Source organism: Sphingomonas sp. NFR15 (assembly GCF_900103265.1).
GTDB lineage: Bacteria > Pseudomonadota > Alphaproteobacteria > Sphingomonadales > Sphingomonadaceae > Sphingomonas > Sphingomonas pollutisoli.
In genome coordinates, this window is the sequence record NZ_FMWX01000007.1 from 37,227 (window position 1) to 55,971 (window position 18,745).

Genomic DNA, 18,745 nt, shown 5'->3' on the forward strand with positions numbered 1-18,745 from the left:
GAATGTACTTTCTGGTATGTTCCGCCCCGATACCACAACCGTTCGTGTCGAGCGAAGTCGAGACACCTGCGCTGCAGTCCGGCCCCTCGACTTCGCTCGGGGCGAACGGCGTGAGGGGCGGGCGCTTACTTCGGCGACGCCAGCGTCACGATCGAAACCCCCGGCGTCAGCGGCACCCGCCCGACCAGGTGGCGTTCGAGCCGGAACACCGTTTCGAACACGCTGTTGACCAGCTTGGGCGGCGGCGAGTCGTCGCTGTCGTCCTTGCCGGTCAGCCGCCCGGCGATCCGCGAGGCGGCGGCGAGCGGGAACAGCAGCGAGTTGAAATAGCCAAGTTTACGCGCCTTCAACCCCGCCGCCCCGATCGCCTTGGCGAGGCTCGCCTTGGAATAGCGGCGGTGGTGATGGTTGACGGTGTCGTGCGCGCTCCACATCCATTGGTGCGCGGGCACGGTAATGAGGATCTTGCCGCCAGGCTTGAGACACTCCGCCATCGCCTTCAGCGCCGCGACATCGTCCTCGATATGCTCGACCACGTCGAGCACCGCGATGAGGTCATAAGCGCCACGCTCGACCCCGGTGAGTGTGGGCAGCGGCGCCGCGCCGACCGGCTTGCCGAGCCGCTGGCTGGCGATCTCGCGCGCGGCGGGATCGATCTCGATCGCCTCGACGGTGCCGAACTGCGCGAGCATCGGAAGATTGTGCCCGGTGCCGCAGCCGATCTCGAGGATGCGCGCATCCTTGGGGAGATTGCCTTCGCGCGCGAGGAAGTCGGCGAGGATGTCGCGCCGCGCACGATACCACCAGTGGGTCGAGTCATGCGCCGCCATGCGGTCGTAAACGATGCGGTCCATTATCCGAATACCAGCCAGCGATTGAGGATGAAGGTGAAGATCGTCGCCAGCGCGACCGCTGGCAGCAGCGGCACCCAGGCGGGATAGCCGAGCAGCGCGGTGCCGATCCAGGTGATGATCGCGTTGAGCGCCATGCCCGATGCCTGCACGAGCACGAACTTGGCCTGCTGCGTGCCGCCGCCCTCGCGCGTGCCGTGGTCCTTGAAGCTCCAGCGGCTGTGCAGGAAATAGCCCGCCGTCACCGCCACCGCGAAGGCGAACGGCACCGCATAGACGGCATGGTGCCGCGTGAACACGTAGAGCGTGAGCGGCAGATAGACCGCGGAATAGATCAGCGTCGAGACGCCACCGGCGATGCCGAAGCGGATCAACTGGCCGAGCATTCCGCTCGATCGCATGTTTTCCACTCGCCTTGCCAATGTCATGTCGTTCACTTGCCCTTTGCGCCGCGCCTAGTAGAGCGCGCCGACACACGTGGAAAGCTTTTTGCATGGTTAGCGCGCAGCCCAAGGATTTGCTCGATCGGTACTGGGTACGGCTCACGCTGATCGCCTGGGTGGTGATCGCCGCGTGGTTCCTGCGCGACCGCTGGGCGCAGATGCACTTCCTGTCGCTGCCCGACACCGACGACAACATGCGGCTGATGCAGGTGCGCGCGCTGCTGAACGGCCAGGGCTGGTACGATCTGCGCCAGTATCGGATGAACCCGCCGGGCGGGTTCAACATGCACTGGAGCCGCGTCGTCGATCTGCCGATCGCGGGGCTGATTCTGCTGCTCCGCCCGTTCTGCGGCCCCGCCTGGGCGGAGCGGCTGGCGTGCGGGGTGGCGCCGCTGCTGCCGCTCAGCATCGCGATGCTCGGGCTGGTGGCGACGGTGCGGCGGCTGGTCAGCCCGATCGCCTGGCCGCTCGCGATCGCGTTCCTGCTGTGCTGCTCCGCGACGATGCTGATGTTCATGCCCGAGCGGATCGACCATCACGGCTGGCAACTCGCGATGCTGAGCCTGACGGTGGCGGGGCTGTCCGATCCGATGCGCGCGCGCGGCGGGCTGATCGTCGGACTGGCGAGCGCGCTGTCGCTGACGATCGGGCTGGAAATGCTGCCGTTCTGCGCCGGGGCCGGGGCGATCATCGCATTGTGCTGGGTGTGGGACCGCGCCGACGGGCCGCGGATGAGCACCTATGCGCTGTGTCTCGCGGGCGGGTGCGCGCTCGGCTATGCCGGTTTCGCATCCTATGCCAACAGCGTGCTCCGCTGCGACGCGCTGACGCCGGTGTGGCTGAGCGTGATGGTGGTCGCGGGCGCATTGCTGTTCCTGCTCGCGCGGATCAACCCTGAGACCCGCACGCTGCGGCTGGTGCTGGCGGTGGCGGCGGGGCTGGCGATCGTCGCCGGCTTCGCGCTTGTGTTTCCGCAATGCCTCGGCCGCCCCGAACAGGTTTCGCCCGAACTGGCGCGGACCTGGCTCGCCAATGTGCGCGAGGCCAAGCCGATCTACCAGCATCCGCTGCGCACCGCGATTCCCGTGGTCACGTTGCCGATCATCGGGGTGATCGGCGCCGCGATCGCGACCTGGCGGGCGCGCCGCCGGCCCGCGTTCGTCGGCTGGATGACGGTGCTGCTGTTCACGACGATGGCCGCGCTGTTGCTGCTGTGGCAGGCCCGCGCGGGGCCGGGCGCGCAGATGCTCGCGGTGCCCGGCGCGGTGGCGCTCGCCTGGCTGGTGTTGCCGCATCTGCTCGGCAGCCGCTGGCTGGCGGTGCGCGTGGCGGGCACGGTGGTGGCGTTCCTGATCGTGTCGGGGTTATTCGCGGGCTATGTGATCCAATATCTGCCGTTCGCCCGCCCGAGCGCGCGCGTGACCACGGTTATGCGCGCGAGCGGATCGTGCAACACCAACGGCGCGCTGCGCCCGCTCGATCGCTATCCGGCGGCGACGATCTTCACCTTCGTCGATCTCGGGCCGCGGCTCATCACGCTGACGCATCACAATGCGGTGGCGGGGCCTTATCACCGCAACGGCGACGCGATCCTCGACGTGCAGCACGCCTTCACGCGCAGCCCGGCCGAATTCCGCGCGATCGCCAAACGGCATGGCGCGACGTTGCTGCTGGTGTGCCCGAACATGGCCGAATCGACCGTGTACCGCGCGCACCATCCCGGCGGGTTCTACGACCAGCTCGCGCATGGCAAGGTGCCGGCGTGGCTCGAGCAACTGCCGCTGCCGGCGAAATCGCCGCTGCGGTTGTGGCGGATACGGTATTGAGGGCGGCACCGCTTGATACCCCCCGTTCGCCCTGAGCTTGTCGAAGGGCGTGCCAAGCAAGCCAACGTCGGCGCGTAGGCACGTGCTTCGACAAGCTCAGCACGAACGGGGGCGAGCCTTCTTCACCCCAGGCTGATCTTCACCCCGTCGATCACGAACTGCACCGCCAGCGCAGCGAGCAGCACGCCGAGGATGCGCGTCACCACCGCTTCGATCTTGGCGCCGAGAATGCGCATCAGCGGCCCCGCCGCGAGCAGCGCGGCGAGCGTCAGCAGCAGGATCGTGATCAGCGCGCCGAGGATCACCAGGCTGCGTTCGATGCCCTCGTTGCGGCTCATCAGGAGCATCACCGAGGCGATCGAGCCGGGGCCGGCGATCATCGGCATCGCCATCGGGAAGATCGAAACGTCATCGGCCTCGGGGGTCGCGGCGACCTTGGCGGCCCGATCCTCGCGCCGCTCGGTGCGCTTTTCGAACACCATTTCGAGCGCGATCAGGAACAGCATGATGCCGCCGGCGATGCGAAAGCTCGCCATGCTGATGCCGAGGCCGCGCAGCAGATCCTCGCCGAACAGCGCGAAGACGAACAGGATCGCCGCCGCGACCAGCACCGCACGCACCGCCATCGCGCGCGCGTGTGCCGGCGTCGCGGTAGCGGTCAGCCCGGCGTAGATCGGCAGGCAGCCGGGCGGATCGATCACCACGAAAAAGGTGATGAGCGAGGATATGAACAGCTCGATCATCGCGCGGCGATCATTGCGGGGGCGCGACCACGTCGTTGATGACGCGCTGATATTGGCTTCCGTCCCACAGTTCGACCGAGAGCGTGCGGCCCTTGGTGTAGGTCACGTTCCAGCGCCAGCGCAGCGTCTGGTCGCCCGACGATCCGAACCCGGCGTCGGCATCGACGCCGAACGTGTGCGCGTCCTTGCCGCTGCACGCGGCGTGGCGGACCACTGGCTTGGGCGGGATGATCCGCGCCCCCGCGGTGGTGTCGCCATGGTCGAACACCCAGCGCCAGTGGCGCTTGCCGCGGTGCCAGATCGTCGTGAAATAGCCGCTGGTGCCGTCGGGGCGCTGCCAGCCGCCGGTGTTGACCGCCCAGAAGCCGTCGCACGAAACATAGCTCACCGCCGGCTGCCAGCGCGTCGCGGTGGCGGGATCGTCGCGATTCTGGAGCCAGTCCTGCGCCTTCACGGCGTCGGGCACGAACATCACCGCGTCGGGCGCGGCGAAGCGGCGGAACGCGGTCCACTGGCCTTCGCCGCGCGCCGCCTCGGCGAAGGCGAGTTCGGCATCGATCGCGGTCTGCGGAACGGCGGCGGCGAGCAGCAGCGCGACGATCACAGCGCGGCCTCGTCGATCGCGACGCCGTCGCGGCGGGCGGCCGAGACCAGGGTGTTGCGCAGCAGCACCGCTATCGTCATCGGGCCGACCCCGCCGGGCACTGGCGTGATCGCGCCGGCGACGCTCGCCGCGCCGCCGAAATCCACGTCGCCGACCAGCCCGGTCGCGGTGCGGTTGATGCCGACGTCTATCACGGTCGCGCCGGGTTTGATCCATTCACCCTTGACCATCTCGGGCCGCCCGACCGCCGCGACGACGATGTCGGCACGTTTGACCACGCTCGACAGATCGCGCGTGCGCGAGTGCGCGATCGTGACGGTGCAGCTTTCCTTGAGCAGCAATTGCGCCATCGGCTTGCCGACGATGTTCGACCGCCCGATCACCACCGCGTCGAGCCCGGTCAAATCGCCGAGCTGATCCTTGAGCAGCATCACGCAGCCGAGCGGGGTGCAGGGCACGAAGCCCTCGAGCCCGGTGGCGAGCCGCCCGGCGTTGACCGGATGGAAGCCGTCGACATCCTTGTCGGGGTCGATCCGCGTCGTCACCGCGAGTTCGTCGAGGTGCCCCGGCAGCGGCAGTTGGACGAGGATGCCATCCACCGCCGGATCGGCGTTGAGCGTATCGACCAGCGCGAGCAGGTCATCCTGCGACACGTCGGCGGGCAGGCGATGCTCGAAGCTCGCCATGCCGGCGGCGACCGTCGCCTTGCCTTTCGAGCGGACATAGACGGCGGAGGCCGGGTCTTCGCCGACCAGCACCACCGCGAGGCCGGGCTTGCGCCCCGCCGCGCTCACGAAATCCGAAACCTGCACCGCGATCCGCTCGCGCAGGGCCAAGGCGAACGCCTTGCCGTCGATGATGTTCGCGCTCATGCCGTCACCCCATTCGCTCCTGGGCGATCACCCCCAGCGCCGCTGGATCGCCCGTGATGTGCAGACGCTTGAGCCGTGCGGTGGCACCGCCGGTCAGCGTCACCGACCGCTTCGCGACGCCGAACTCGCGCGCGACGAGCGCGAGCAGCGCGGCATTGGCGGCGCCGTCCACCGGCGCGGCGGCGATCCGCGCCGCGAAATGCGCGTCCGTGCCCCGTCCGAGCGCCTCGCGGCCCCCACGCGGCGTCACCCGGACGGCGATGTCGATGCCGTCGCCGCTATGCCGCCACGCGCTCAACCCGCCGATACCGCCAGACCATACAGCCACGGCAGCACCGCGAGATCGAGGATTCGGATGATGATGAGCACGACCAGCGGCGCGAAATCGATCGCGCCGGTGTTCGGCAGCATGCGGCGGATCGGCCGGTACACCGGCTCGGTGATGACGCTCAGCCCGCGATCGAGCGAGCGCACCACCTCGTTGCTCGTGTTGACCACGTTGAACGAGATCAGGATCGACACGATGAACTGCGCGATGATGATGAAGCTCGCCACGTCCAGCAGGATCTGGACGATGTTGAGCAACATGATGAAAAACGAGGCCAACGAAATCTCCCGACGCTGCGATCGACCGATAGTAGCTTAGACAGCGCGCCCGCGCGACAGTTTACGCGTGGACGAGCGTACCCGCGCCGCGCTTGGTGAAGATTTCGAGCAGCATCGCGTGCGGCACCCGCCCATCGAGGATCACCGCCGCCTCGACGCCCTGCTCGACCGCCATCACGCAGGTTTCGAGCTTGGGGATCATGCCGCCGCTGATCGTGCCATCGGCGCGCAGCGCGGCGACACCGGCGGGATCGAGATCGGTCACGAGTTCCTTGTTCTTGTCGAGCACGCCCGCCACGTCGGTGAGCAGGAAGAAGCGCTTCGCGCCGAGCGCGGCGGCGATCGCGCCGGCCATCGTATCGGCGTTGATGTTGTAGGTCTGGCCGTCGGTGCCGTGCGCGATCGGAGCGATCACCGGGATCACACCCGCGTCGGAGAGCGTATCGATGATGCGCCGGTCGACCGCGACGGGTTCGCCGACGAAGCCGAGATCGACATGGCGTTCGATGCCCTGGAGCTTGTCCGGGGTGGAGCGACCGACCTTCTCCGCGGTGACGAAATTGGCGTCGCGTCCCGAAATGCCGACCGCGCGGCCGCCGGCCTGATCGATCCAGCCGACGATCTCCTTGTTGATCGACCCCGCCAGCACCATTTCGGCGATCCGTGCGGTCTCGGCGTCGGTGACGCGCAGGCCATCGACGAAGCGCGATTCGACGCCGAGCCGCTTGAGCATCGCGCCGATCTGCGGCCCGCCGCCGTGGACGACGACCGGATTGATGCCGACCGCCTTCATCAGCACGACGTCCTCGGCGAAATCGCGCGCCGCCTCGGGATCGCCCATCGCGTGGCCGCCATATTTGATGACGAAGGTCGTGCCTTCGTGGAGCTGCATATAGGGCAGCGCCTCGACGAGCGTTTCGGCCTTGGCGAGCAGCGAGGCGTGGGGCGTGTGATCGGTCATGCCGCGCCGCTTACAGGCTTCCGCGTGCGCTGAGTAGGGGGCGTGCGCGCGGAAATCACGGCGTCGTATCGGCGGTGCAGCGATAGACGATCTTCTCGTTGGGATAGGCGGGCAAAGCCGCGCGGATCGCGCCCTGCTGCGTGGCGAGCGCGGCGCGCGCGGCGGGATCGGCCGAACAGGCCTTGAGCGGGATCTGCGAGCGGATCTTGCGCAGCGCGTCCATCTGGTCCGCGCCGAGGAAGTAGCGTAGCGCAGTGTAGGTTCTGGTCGCGGGATCGAACTGGAGCAGCGACGCGGTCTGCTCCTCGTTCGGAACGAGGAACCGGTCCCACTTCGCCCCGTCCTCGGCATATTGCGTGCGGCCGTTCATGCAGCCGTCCGCGCCCCAATCGAGCTTCACGTCCTCGGTCGAGGACGAGACGATGCGGCTGCGTTCGGGCACGACCGAGCAGAGCAACTTGCCGGCCGCCGCTTCGCCGGCGGGCGGGGCCGGCGTCGCGACCGCCACCGTCTCGGGCGGCAGCACGGGTTCGCCGGTCGGGCGGTTGAGGAACACGATCGCCGCCGCGACCATCAGCAGCACGCCGCCCGCGCCGACGCCAATCGCCCAGCGCCGTTCGCCGCGCACTTCGAGCAGCCCCGCGCCGCCGACACCGAGCGCGCCGAGCACGAGCAGCACCGCGGCCAGCGCCATCACGTCCTCGCGGTTGTTCTCGACATCGGCGCGCGCCTTGGCGAGCGCGGCTTCGCGCGCGGCGGCGGATTTGGCGGCGGCGTCGCGCTTCGCCGCCTCGGCCTGCGCGTTCGCCTGCGCGTCGGCGTCGCTGTCGCGCTTCAGCGTGTCGGCGAGGCTGGTGCACGGCAAACCGACCGCGCCGTACGGCTGGTTGGCGGCGGCGAGGAACGCGGTCAACTCGCTGTCGGCGATCGCGAAGCCGAAGCTGGTGTCGCCCTCGTCGCCATGCGTGATCGCCGAGTTGACGCCGAGCACGCGCCCGCACGGATCGAGCAGCGGGCCGCCCGAATTGCCGCGCGCGATGCCGGCGGTGTGGAGCAGCACCTGCACACCGGTCATGATCCGCCGCCCGGAGAACACGCCTTCGGTGCGGATCGGCGTGAGCGGGTGGATGTAATCGGTCGCCGATTGCGCGGTGGCGAGATCGACGTTGCCGGGATAGCCGAGCGCGGTGACGGCGCTGCCCTCGTCGATCGGGCCACTGTAGATCGTCGTGGGCGGGAGCCGGCCGCCGGTGAATTCGACGATCGCGAGATCGCGTTTGGCGTCGAGCGCGATCACCTTGCCTTCGTAGCTCTTGCTGCCCTCCGACGGGACGACGCCGACGACGACGTTGTCGGGGTATTTCTGCGCGAGTTCGACGACATGCGCGTTGGTGACGATGCGGTTCGGCGCGACGGCGAAGCCGCTGCCGTGGCCGAAACCGACGACTTCGCCATCGACCATCGCGATCGTGACGACGCGCACGACGCCGCGCGCGGTCGCGCCGATATCGTCGGCGTGGGCGGGGGCGGCGAGCGTCAGCAGCGCGAGCAGGAGCGCGCAAAAGTGGCTAAGGTTGCCTAGAACGCGCACGGGCGAGCGGCGCGTGGGGCGTGAGCGGGATGGAATGGTCATCGCCCCAATTTTGACAGGAAGCGGCGGTGTAGGACAGGCCAAAAGCACGCGCGGTATCGCGCCGCAGCGATCGCTCGCCCCAAAAACCGGTTCGCGGCGCGCCAGCTCACAGGAAATTATACGGGTCCACATCCACCACCACGCGCACCTTGGCCGACCAGTCCACGCCGCCGAGCCAGGTGCGGATCACGTCCTGCACGTCGAGCGCGCGTTTGGCGTGGACGAGCAGGCGGAAGCGGTGGCGGCCGCGCAGCATCGCGAGCGGGGCGGGGGCGGGGCCGTAGACGTGCATCGCCTCGATGTTCGGCGCGGCGCGGCCGATCGCCTTGGCCGCCTCCTGCGCCGCCGCCTGGTCCTCGCTCGACACGACGATCGCCGCGAAGCGGCCGAACGGCGGCGCGCCGGCTTCGCGGCGGTTCTCGGTCTCGGCCGCGTAGAACGCCTCGGCATCGCCGGTGATGAGCGCGCGCATCACGCCGGCGTTCGGGCTGTGCGTCTGGAGATAGACGTGGCCGGGCTTGGCGCCGCGCCCAGCGCGCCCGGCGACCTGCATGATCTGCTGGAAGGTGCGCTCGCTCGCGCGCAGGTCGCCGCCTTCGAGGCCGAGATCGGCGTCGATCACCCCGACCAGGGTCAAATTGGGGAAATGATAGCCCTTCGTCACCAATTGCGTGCCGACGATCAGGTCGATGTCGTGCGCCTCCATCCGGCCGACGAATTCGGCGGCCTTGGCGGGGGACCAGATCGTGTCCGAGGTGACGACCGCGACCTTGGCTTCGGGAAAGAGCAGTTTGACCTCGTCGGCGATGCGCTCGACGCCGGGGCCGACCGGCACCAAAGTATCCTCGGTGCCGCATTCGGGGCAGACGCGCGGCACCGGTTCGGTATGGCCGCAGTGGTGGCAGGCGAGCCGGCGCACCAGCCGGTGCTCGACCATCCACGACGTGCAGTTCGGGCATTGGAAGCGGTGGCCGCAGGTTCGGCAGAGCGTCAGCGGCGCATAGCCGCGCCGGTTGAGGAACAAGAGCGCCTGTTCGCGGCGGCCGAGCGTCTCTTCGATCGCCTTGACCAGACGCGGCGCGATCCAGCGGCCGCGTTCGGGCGGTTCGGCGATCAGGTCGATCGGTGCGATCGACGGCATTTCGGCGGCGCCCCAGCGGCCGGGCAGCTTGACCTCGGCGTAGCGGCCGGCGGCGACCTGCTGGCGGGTTTCGATCGCGGGCGTGGCCGAGGCGAGGATGACCGGGCAGCTTTCGAATTTGCCACGCATCACCGCGACATCGCGCGCGTGATAATGGACGCCTTCCTCCTGCTTGAAGCTGGTCTCATGCGCTTCATCGACGATGATGAGGCCGAGATTGGCGTAGGGGAGGAACAGCGCCGAGCGCGCCCCGACCGTGACCAGCGCCTGACCGTCAGCGATCTGCCGCCAGGCGCGGCGGCGTTGCGATTGGCGCAAGCCCGAGTGCCACGCGACCGGCGCGCAGCCGAAGCGCGCGGCGAAGCGCTTGAGAAAGGGTTCGGTCAGCGCGATCTCGGGAAGCAGGACGAGCGTCTGCTTGCCTTGCGCGATGGCGGCGGCGACCGCCTCGAAATAGACTTCGGTCTTGCCCGATCCGGTCACGCCGTCGAGCAGGGTGGGCTGGAAGCGGCTCGCATCGACATCGGCGACGAGCGTGGCGGCGGCGGCGCGCTGGTCGGCGCTGAGCGCGGGGGCGCCGTGGGCGGGGTCGGGGATGGGGAAGGGCTGGTCGATATCGACCGACACGGCCTCGATCGCGCCGGTCTTGACGAGGCCGCGGATCACCGCGTCGGACACGTCGGCGATCGTGGCGAGTTCGCGGATCAGGCCCTGATGCGCGCCGATCCGTTCGAGCGCCTGTTCGCGTTGCGGGGTGAGCCGATCGGGCACTTCGCCGGTGGCGCGATATTCGGTGACGAGCTTGGCGCCTTCGAGCGCCGAGGTCGAGGCGAGCGCCATCCGCGCGACCGCGGCGGGGGCGGCGAGATAATAGTCTGCGGTCCATTCGATCAGCCGCCGCAAAGGGGCGGCGAGCGGGGGTACCGGCAGCACCGCGAGCAGGTTGCGCAGCCGGTTGTCGCCGACCTCGGCGTCCGACGGCATGCGATCGGGTTCCCACACGATGCCGAGCAACTGGCGCGGCCCGAGCGGCGCGACCACGACCGAGCCCGGCTCGACGCGCATGCCGTGCGGCACGCGGTAATCGAGCGGGCCGAGCGCGGAGTTCATGACGAGGACGCGGGCGCGGGACATTCTGGGGGTATTTAGGAGGTGGTGCGGGAAAAGGCGACTTGTCCGTCGCCCCGGCGAAGCCTGTCCTGAGCGGCTGGCAAGCCAGCCGCTCAGGACAGGCTTCGCCGGGGCGACGGGTTGTTGTAAACAACACACATGACCCTCCCCCAGGTCTTTGCCGAGCATCTCGCGCGTGACCGGCTGCGCTCGACGCATACGGTGCGCGCATATCAGGCGACGGCGGAGCGGTTGCTCGCCTTCCTGCAGGCGCACACCGGCGGGCCGCCAGTGTTGGAGGCGCTGACCGCCGCCGATCTGCGCGCGTTTCTGGCGATGCGGCGTGGCGCCGACACGGGCGGCGGGATCGGCAACGCCTCGGCGGCGCGCGAGCTCTCGGCGGTGCGCGCGTTCCTTGGCTTCGCGGGTGTCGCGGTGCCGCGCCTTGCCGGGCCGCGCGTCAAGAAGGGCGTGCCGCGCCCGATCTCGCCCGACGAGGCGGTCGCGCTCGCCGACGAGGTCGCCGAGGATCGTGACGAAGCGTGGATCGGCGCGCGCGATCTCGCGGTGCTACTGCTGCTGTACGGCGCGGGGCTGCGGATCGGCGAGGCGGTCGGGCTTACCGGCGCGGCGCTGCCGCTCGGCGAGACCTTGGTCGTCACCGGCAAGCGCGCCAAGACGCGGATCGTGCCGCTGCTGCCGCAGGTGCGCGCGGCGGTGGAGGACTATGTCGCGCTCTGTCCCTATGCGCTTGGGCGCGAGGCGCCGCTGTTTCGCGGCGCGAAGGGCGGGCCGCTCGCGCCCGGGCTGATCCGCCGCGCGGTGCAGAAGGCGCGGGTGCGGCTGGGGCTGCCCGAGCGGACGACGCCGCACGCGCTGCGGCACAGTTTCGCGACGCATCTGCTCGGGCGCGGAGCCGATCTGCGCGCGTTGCAGGAGCTGCTCGGGCATGCGAGCCTGGGGTCGACGCAGATCTATACGGCGGTCGATGCGGCGCATCTGCTCGATGTGTATCGGAATGCGCATCCTCGGGCGTGACGGGCGGGGCGTTTTCGCACGCGGAGGCGCGGAGGCGCGGAGAGAAGAAGAAAAGAGTGAGATTGCCTGCGGCGCTGTCTGTCTGAGCGTTCGCGGACGTACTATTTGCCCGTCCGTTCGCCCTGAGCGTGTCGAAGGGCGTGCCGCAGGTGACAGCGGGTGCGGGGCACGTGCTTCGACAGGCTCAGCACGAACGGGACTTTTTTGTCCGAAGGCGGTTACACCGCCAAATTCTCAGCCGGCACCGAATAGTAACTGGCGACGCGATCGGCATAGGCCTGGTCGAAATCGGGGGCGTTGTTGGCCCAGCTCGGGCCGCCTTCGAGCACGCGGCGGTCGATCGTGACGACATAGGCGTCGGCGACGGGATCGAAATCGAGCAGCGCGAAGGGTAGCGGGTAGAACGCCTTGCCCATGCCGAGGAAGCCGCCGATCGTCAGCACCGCGTAGAGCGCGTGGCCGCTGCGCTTGTCGATCATGAAGGCGTGGACCGACCCGATGCGTTCGCCGTCGCGGCTGCGCACCTTCATCGCGTCGCTGCGGTTCGAGGAGATCAGCAATTGCGTGGCGGGTTGGTCTGTCATCGGAAATCCCTCTGTGTCGGTTGCGTAACGGCCGGGTGGCGCTCGCGGTTCCTGATCGTGGCGGCGCGGCATTTCGTCGTGCGCGCGACGCGAATGGTTGAGCCGCGCGCGCGCATCCCCCATAGCGCGGGAATGCGCGCATGTTTCCTCTCCGCCGTCGCCCTCAGTCTCGCCGTGGCAGGATGCGTCGCGCCGGCCCCGCCGCCGCCACGCCCCGCGCCGGTGGTGGCGGCCCGGCCGGTCGCGCCGCCGCCCCCGTCCGCGCCGCCGCCGCCCGCGACGTCGGACTGGCGCGATTGGCCGCTGACGCCGGGCGACTGGGTGTACCGGCGCGACGCGCGCGGATCGCTTGCGCTATACGGCATGCCCGGCTCCGACGCGGTGCTGACGCTGCGCTGCGACGCGGGTGCGCGGATGGTCTATCTGTCGCGCGCCGGCGCAGGGGGTGCGGGGGCCGCGACGATCCGCACCACCAGCACCGCGCGCACGCTGAGCCTCACCCCGACCGGGGGCGCGACGCCCTATTTGGCGGTCGCGCTGACGCCGCGCGATTCGCTGCTCGACGCGATGGCGTTCAGCCGCGGGCGGTTCGTGATCGAGCAGGCGGGTTATCCGACACTGGTGATCCCGGCCTGGGCCGAGATCGGGCGCGTCACCGAGGATTGCCGGACGTAACGCGCTTTACGATCCGTTCGTCCCGAGCGAAGTCGAGGGGCGTGTGGCCGAGCTTGCGCGATGTGTCTCGACTTCGCTCGACCCGAACGGGTTGGGGTGGCGTTATGGGCTATTCATGATCGTGCGCTACGCCCGGCACCACATCGGCGGCCGGCAGATAGCGCGGCGCGACGCGGGCGTGTGACGCCTGTTCGTAGACATAGCCCGCATCGAGCACGGTCTGGTCGCCCATCGCGGTGGCGATGAACGACAGGCCGACCGGCAGCCCTTTGACGAGGCCCATCGGCACGGTGAGGTGCGGATAGCCGGAGACCGCCGGCAACTGGCTCGCGCTCGGGCCTTCGCCGCCGTCGCCGGAGACGGTGTCGCTGAGCCACGGCAGGCCGTAGGTCGGCGCGACGATCAGCGTCGCGTTCGCCTGCGCGAGCATCGCGTCGATACCCTGCTTGCCGGCGAGCCGCCGGGATTTGGCGAGCGCGCCGAGATACTCGGGATCGGCGAGGCCGTTGGTCTTGGCGGCTTCGAGAAACGTCTCCTGTCCGAAGAACGGCATTTCCGCCGTGGCGTTGGCCTGGTTGAAGGCGATCACGTCGGCGAGCGTGCGCGTCTTCACGGTTGCCGGCGTGGTGGCGAGATAGGCGTCGAGATCGGCCTTGAGTTCGGTATGGAGCACTTGCGTCTCCGCCTCGCCGAGACCGTCGAGCTTGGGCATGTCGACATCCACCAGCACCGCGCCCTGCGCTTTGAGTACGGCGAGCGCGGCGGCATAGGCCGGCTCCATCGCCTCGGGCATATCGGGGTGGAGCACCGCGATGCGAACCCCGCGCAGGCTCGCGCGCTTGAGGTCGGCGGCGTAGGAATGCGCCGCGACATACTGGATGTTGCGGCTGGCCGGATCGGCGGGGTCGAAGCCGACCATCCCGTCGAGCAGGATCGCGACGTCCGCGACGCCGCGCGCCATCGGGCCCGGCGTGTCCTGGCTGTGGCTGATCGGCACGACATGGGTGCGGCTGACGAGGCCCAGCGTCGGCTTCAGCCCGACCAGCCCGTTCATCGCCGAAGGGCACACCACCGATCCGTCGGTCTCGGTGCCGACCGCCGCCGCCGCGAAGCTCGCCGCGACCGCCGCGCCCGATCCGCTCGACGAGCCGCAGGCGGTACGATCGAGCGCATAGGGGTTGCGGACCAGCCCGCCGACCGCGCTCCAGCCGCTCATCGAATGGTTCGAGCGGATGTTGGCCCATTCGGACAGGTTGGTCTTGCCGAGGATCACCGCGCCGCCTGCGCGCAGCCGCGCGACCACCGGCGCATCGCGGCGGGTGACATTGTCCTTGAGCGCGAGGCTGCCGGCAGTGGTGGCGATTGGATCGGCGGTTTCGATATTGTCCTTGATGAGCACCGGTATGCCGTCGAGCGGGCCGAGCGGGTGGCCGGCGCGGCGGCGCGCGTCGCTCGCGCGCGCCGCCGCCAGCGCATCGGGGTTGAGCGCGATCACCGCGTGGAGCGCCGGACCCTTGCGGTCCATCGCCGCGATGCGCGCGAGATAGGCGCGGGTCAGACCCTGGCTGGTCGCCTTGCCGGCGGCGAGGCGCGCATCCAGTTCGGCGATCGAGATTTCCTCGACGCGCGTCTGTGCGGCAAGCGGCGCGGCGGTGGCGACCGCGAGCATGAACACTCCAAGACGCATCGTTTTCTCCCCGCCGCGCGCAGCTCGGCCGTCGCGGCAAGAGCGCGGCGATCATGCGGCCGGCCGATCGATCCGGCAAGCCGGCAGAAAGGATGGTGCAGCGCGCCGCGACGATGCTATCGTGGGCGAAAGCCCGAAGAGGCATCGGAGAGACGGCCGCGCGCGGCCCTGAAAGGGTGACACAACCGACGATGTTCGACGCCCTAAGACGCCGCTATCTCGACGTGCTCGGATCGATCTACATCTACAACGAGCATCGCGGCTATACGAGCATCGACCGCGTGCTGGAGGCGGTGCGGGCGCATTGCCCCGACGACGCCGCGTTCATCGCCGCGATCCGCAAGCATCGTGCCGACGAGCGCAAACATTATGTGATGTTCCGGCGCTGGTTCGAACTGCGCGGGTGCATGCCGCTGTCGGTGGGCCGCGCGTGCGGGCATATCGACCGTTTCGTCGAGATCGTGTTCGGATCGACCATCGACGCGCTCGACACGCAGGCGGTGATCGCGAGCGAGGCGATGTTCGAGCGGCTGTGCCGGGTCATCATGCTCACCGAGATGCGGGGCATGAAACAGGTCGAGGTGCTGTTGAGATCGCGGCTGGTTCGCTCCGATCCCGTGCTGATGAAGATCTTCCGGATCGTCGAGCGCGACGAGCCGAGCCACTGGCAGCCGTATCAGGACTGGCTCGCGCGCACCGGCCGGCGGCAGGCGCGGCGGCGCGAGAAGCTGATCGACTTCTGGATCCACCGCGAATTGCTGTTCGTGAAGCTGCCGCTGCTGTTCCTCAACCCCTGGCTGCCGCGCAGCCGGGACTGGGCGGATGCGGGAGAGGTGCAGCCTTCGCCGCATCATCCCGCCGGGCTGGCGGCGGCGGCGGGGCGGCGGGGCTGACGCCCGCGCCGCGTCAGGCCATCGCGAGGCGGGGGACGAAGGTGCGCGCGGGTACGCGGGCCGGGCCGAGCGCTTCGGCGATCGCGGCGGCGGCCGCGTCGGCACCGTTTTCGCGCGCGACCTGCGCGCCGATCCGGGCGGCGGCGGCGGCATAAGCGGGATCGTCGAGCAGGCGGGCGATCATGCGCGCGGCGCGCGTCGCGGTGAAGCGGTGCGCCTTCATCGACAGGCCGACGCCGAGCCGCTCGATCCGCTGGCCGTGATCATATTGGTCGCCCATGTGCGGCACGACGAGCTGCGGCTTGCCGGCGCGCAGCGCCTGGCCGGTGGTGCCGGCGCCACCGTGATGGACCACCGCCGCCGCCGCCGGGAACAGCAGCGAGTGCGGCGCATAGGCGCAGCGGAAGATGTCGCCGTCGCGGCGCGGCGCGCCATGCCCGGTGAGCAGCACCGCGCGCCGCCCGAGCGCACGCGCCGCCGCCGCCGCCTCGGCGTAGAAATTGCCGGGGCAATGGACCGCGAAGCTGCCGAGCGTGAAGATGATCGGCGCGGGGCCATCGGCGAGGAAGGCGGCAAGCGCGGGATCGAGCGTTTCCTCGGCGCCGCTCTGGCTGTCGAAGATCGGGAAGCCGACCAGCCGGGCATTGGCGGGCGCGTCGGGTGGGAGTGGGCTGAAATGGCGCGAATAGGTGGCGAGCGTCAGCGCCGAGCGTTCGCTCGCCTCGAGCAGCCGCCGCGCGCTCTTGCGCGGCAGGCGCTGGGCGGCGCGGGCGCGATCGACCTCCGGCCCGCATTTGAGCTGCACCGCGACACGCATCGTGCCGTACACCGCGCGGTTCCACAGCCGGCCGACGACGCTGTTGGGCGCGTGCTTCATCATCCAGAAATCGGGGGTGCAGGGCGGATCGTACGCGGACAGCATCGCCATCGGCTGCAACACCACCGAGATCAACGGTATGCCGTGCTTCTCCGCGACGATCGGGGCGGCGAACACGAAGGTGGAGGCGATGATCGCCTCGGCGCCGGCGGCGACCGTTTCGAGCTTGTCGATGCAGGCGGGCAGGGCCGGGAGCAGCACCTGATCGAGCATCTCGATCTGGTCGCCCATGATGCGCTTGACGGCTTCGTCCTCGGCGAGACCGAGCCGGCGCTGGACCGAATCGAACCCCGGCAGCACCGCCGCCGCCTCGATCCCCGCCGCGCGGCATTTGGCGAGCTGATCCTCCGCCACCGCGAGCACGGGCGCGAAACCGTGGCGGCGCAGCGCCTGCGCGATGGCGATGAAGGGATGCAGATCGCCGAGCGTTCCGATGGTGGTTAGGACAATCTTGCGCATGCCGCCGCCTTCCTGTGGAATCGCGCGGCGATCGTCAATCTCGGGATTGTTCCGAAGTGGGAAATGCGACCGGCGGCGGGGCGGCGATGCGCGCGGCGGGCGAGCGAGCCCGGCAGACATGGTATGAAAATGAAAAGAGGCTGCCGGGGCCTTTCGGCACCCGGCAACCTCCTGACATGGTCAGCGGCCGGAAGCTCCAGCTTGGGAGACCATGCGAACCGCAAGTCCTCAGCGGAAAGGCGCGACGTTGGATGGGAGATGATCCTCCCCGTCGCCTCCGCGAAGCTTAGCGGTGCGTCCCCCGAACGAACTGAACCGACCCCATTGCTGAACCATGAGACATCGGATCACCTCCTTTCGCTTGTTAAGACGGCGTACCCAGGGTTGGGCACGAATCGCTTTTGAATCAGATTATTTTGCGAAACAAGCCTTGTAATAGCGTGGTGTTTCGACGATTCTCTTCCGCCTGCGCTGGCCCTGCCTCAGCGCGTCTCCGCATCCTTCGGCTCGTCCTTTGGCGCCCCCTCCGCCGGCACCGCGCGCACGGGCGCGCTCACCACGCCGGGCGGGTTGGGCACGATGCGGTCGCGGCCCGAGAATTTGGCTTCGTAGGCGCGTTGATCGGCACGTTCGAGCAGCGTGGCCAGCGTGTCGCCCGGCTTCAACTGGGCGATGCCGCCGCTCGCCGTGATATTGGGCAGATGCGCGATGCCGGGCAGGGCCTTGCGGATCGCCGTGGCGACGTGCCACGCGCCTTTGAGCGTGGTGCGATCGAGCAGGAGCACGAACTCCTCGCCGCCGAGCCGGGCGACCGTCGCCGAGCGGGGCGCCATCTTCAGCAGCAGATCGGCGAAGGCGCGGATCACCGCATCCCCGGCGGCGTGGCCATAGGTGTCGTTGACGCGCTTGAAATGGTCGAGATCGAACATCGCCAGCGCGAGCGGTTCGCGGGTCCGCCCCGCATGGGCGATCATCCGCGCGGCGGCGCGTTCGAAGCCACGGCGATTGGCGACGCCGGTCAGCGGGTCGGTCTCGGATTCGAGAATGGTGCGGCCCATCGCCTGTTCGACCGCGATGAGCAGGATGAGCAGCCCCACGGTGATGAGGAGCAACCCGCCGGTCGCCTGCGAGAACAAGGCGTATTTGCTGCTGGCGTATTCCCGGGCGCTCGCGCCCGAGCCGAAGGTGCTGGCGAACACCGGCTTCGCCAGGAAATAGACGGTGCTGACCGCGAACAGGATCGCCACCGCCGTCCATAACCGGCCGCCGCGTTCGCGCACGGTGCGGATCGCGACCCACGCCGAGAGCGCCGAGGCGGCGGCGAACGGCGCCTGAAACGCCATTTCATAGGGCAAGGCGTTGCGATGGCCGCCCCAGATCGCCGCGCGCAGCACCGCCCCGCAGACGAGGATGAGCGCCGCCCCGCGCCACGGCAAGGCGCGGCCCGACATCGCCGCCAAGCCGAGCGGCGTCGCCAGCGTGGAAAGCAGCAGGCTCGCGTAGCTCGTCGCGACGAACAGCGGGCTCCAGGCGCTGAAGCGGACGCCGAGTTCGCTGAGCGGCGCCAGCATGACGAGCGCGTAGCTAACGCAGAACCATTCGACCGCGCGCTGGCTGTGATAGGAAAAGCGGATGACGGCGAAGGCGACCGCGAACAGCAGCGCCGCGCAGGCATTGACGATCAGAGCGTAGACCGCGCCATCCATGACCGAAAGCCCCCTCCTGCGGCGGAATATACACCG

The 18,745-nt window shown here is 69.3% G+C and carries 18 protein-coding genes; 4 read left to right on the plus strand and 14 right to left on the minus strand.

The window, feature by feature from the left end; translation table 11 throughout:
- Positions 1-125 precede the first annotated feature (125 nt).
- Both BLS81_RS15305 and BLS81_RS15310 read right to left on the minus strand, forming a co-directional pair.
- Positions 126-854 (minus strand): class I SAM-dependent methyltransferase, encoded by a 729-nt coding sequence (locus tag BLS81_RS15305; protein WP_093225171.1) that lies wholly within the window; start codon positions 852-854, stop codon positions 126-128.
- Complete coding sequence (locus tag BLS81_RS15310; protein ID WP_256326270.1) at positions 854-1,252, minus strand: GtrA family protein; 399 nt, start codon at positions 1,250-1,252, stop codon at positions 854-856. The genes BLS81_RS15305 and BLS81_RS15310 overlap by 1 nt, the downstream gene beginning before the upstream one ends.
- Positions 1,253-1,344: 92 nt before the next feature.
- Between BLS81_RS15310 and BLS81_RS15315 the strand changes: the two genes are divergently transcribed.
- The gene (locus BLS81_RS15315; protein WP_093225174.1) at positions 1,345-3,120 is read left to right on the plus strand and encodes a hypothetical protein; all 1,776 of its coding nucleotides are present in this window, start codon (positions 1,345-1,347) and stop codon (positions 3,118-3,120) included.
- A 122-nt stretch (positions 3,121-3,242) separates the two neighbouring features.
- Here the strand turns inward: BLS81_RS15315 and BLS81_RS15320 are convergent, their stop codons facing one another.
- From BLS81_RS15320 to BLS81_RS15355, 8 genes are all read right to left on the minus strand, one after another.
- Entirely contained in the window at positions 3,243-3,863 is a 621-nt protein-coding gene (locus BLS81_RS15320; RefSeq protein ID WP_093225176.1) for a MarC family protein, read from the minus strand.
- A gap of 10 nt (positions 3,864-3,873) precedes the next feature.
- A complete protein-coding gene (locus BLS81_RS15325; protein ID WP_093225177.1) occupies positions 3,874-4,467 on the minus strand; it encodes a hypothetical protein in 594 nt (197 codons plus the stop codon).
- Positions 4,464-5,339 (minus strand): bifunctional methylenetetrahydrofolate dehydrogenase/methenyltetrahydrofolate cyclohydrolase FolD, encoded by an 876-nt coding sequence (gene folD, locus BLS81_RS15330; RefSeq protein ID WP_093225179.1) that lies wholly within the window; start codon positions 5,337-5,339, stop codon positions 4,464-4,466. The genes BLS81_RS15325 and folD overlap by 4 nt, the downstream gene beginning before the upstream one ends.
- A gap of 4 nt (positions 5,340-5,343) precedes the next feature.
- Positions 5,344-5,667: a DUF167 family protein gene (locus BLS81_RS15335; RefSeq protein ID WP_256326271.1), complete on the minus strand. Its 324-nt coding sequence runs from the start codon at positions 5,665-5,667 to the stop codon at positions 5,344-5,346.
- Positions 5,634-5,945 carry a YggT family protein gene (locus BLS81_RS15340; RefSeq protein ID WP_256326273.1) on the minus strand — a complete coding sequence of 104 codons (312 nt, stop codon included), beginning with the start codon at positions 5,943-5,945 and terminating at the stop codon, positions 5,634-5,636. Before BLS81_RS15340 ends, BLS81_RS15335 begins: the two co-directional genes overlap by 34 nt.
- A 61-nt stretch (positions 5,946-6,006) precedes the next feature.
- Complete coding sequence (argB, locus tag BLS81_RS15345) at positions 6,007-6,906, minus strand: acetylglutamate kinase (RefSeq protein WP_093225182.1); 900 nt, start codon at positions 6,904-6,906, stop codon at positions 6,007-6,009.
- 55 nt (positions 6,907-6,961) lie between these two features.
- Positions 6,962-8,539 (minus strand): S1C family serine protease, encoded by a 1,578-nt coding sequence (locus BLS81_RS15350; RefSeq protein WP_093225183.1) that lies wholly within the window; start codon positions 8,537-8,539, stop codon positions 6,962-6,964.
- Between the two features lie 106 nt (positions 8,540-8,645).
- Positions 8,646-10,814, minus strand: coding sequence for a primosomal protein N' (locus BLS81_RS15355; protein WP_093225185.1), 2,169 nt, complete (start codon positions 10,812-10,814; stop codon positions 8,646-8,648).
- A 135-nt stretch (positions 10,815-10,949) separates the two neighbouring features.
- On the opposite strand from BLS81_RS15355, the gene BLS81_RS15360 reads away from it, so the two are divergent.
- The gene (locus BLS81_RS15360) at positions 10,950-11,828 is read left to right on the plus strand and encodes a tyrosine recombinase XerC (RefSeq protein WP_093225186.1); all 879 of its coding nucleotides are present in this window, start codon (positions 10,950-10,952) and stop codon (positions 11,826-11,828) included.
- A gap of 218 nt (positions 11,829-12,046) precedes the next feature.
- Here BLS81_RS15360 and BLS81_RS15365 read toward each other — a convergent pair whose 3' ends face one another.
- Complete coding sequence (locus BLS81_RS15365) at positions 12,047-12,412, minus strand: PRC-barrel domain-containing protein (RefSeq protein ID WP_093225475.1); 366 nt, start codon at positions 12,410-12,412, stop codon at positions 12,047-12,049.
- A 132-nt stretch (positions 12,413-12,544) separates the two neighbouring features.
- Between BLS81_RS15365 and BLS81_RS15370 the strand changes: the two genes are divergently transcribed.
- Positions 12,545-13,087: a hypothetical protein gene (locus BLS81_RS15370; protein WP_093225188.1), complete on the plus strand. Its 543-nt coding sequence runs from the start codon at positions 12,545-12,547 to the stop codon at positions 13,085-13,087.
- A 109-nt stretch (positions 13,088-13,196) separates the two neighbouring features.
- On the opposite strand, the gene BLS81_RS15375 is transcribed toward BLS81_RS15370, so the two are convergent.
- Entirely contained in the window at positions 13,197-14,774 is a 1,578-nt protein-coding gene (locus BLS81_RS15375) for an amidase (RefSeq protein ID WP_093225189.1), read from the minus strand.
- A gap of 191 nt (positions 14,775-14,965) precedes the next feature.
- Between BLS81_RS15375 and BLS81_RS15380 the strand changes: the two genes are divergently transcribed.
- Positions 14,966-15,667, plus strand: a complete 702-nt coding sequence (locus tag BLS81_RS15380) for a hypothetical protein (protein WP_093225477.1) — start codon at positions 14,966-14,968, stop codon at positions 15,665-15,667.
- Between the two features lie 13 nt (positions 15,668-15,680).
- On the opposite strand, the gene BLS81_RS15385 is transcribed toward BLS81_RS15380, so the two are convergent.
- On the minus strand, positions 15,681-17,003 hold the full coding sequence (locus tag BLS81_RS15385) for a glycosyltransferase (RefSeq protein WP_093225191.1): 1,323 nt from the start codon (positions 17,001-17,003) through the stop codon (positions 15,681-15,683).
- Positions 17,004-17,485: 482 nt separating this feature from the next.
- Positions 17,486-18,709 carry a GGDEF domain-containing protein gene (locus tag BLS81_RS15390; protein ID WP_093225193.1) on the minus strand — a complete coding sequence of 408 codons (1,224 nt, stop codon included), beginning with the start codon at positions 18,707-18,709 and terminating at the stop codon, positions 17,486-17,488.
- Positions 18,710-18,745 lie beyond the last annotated feature (36 nt).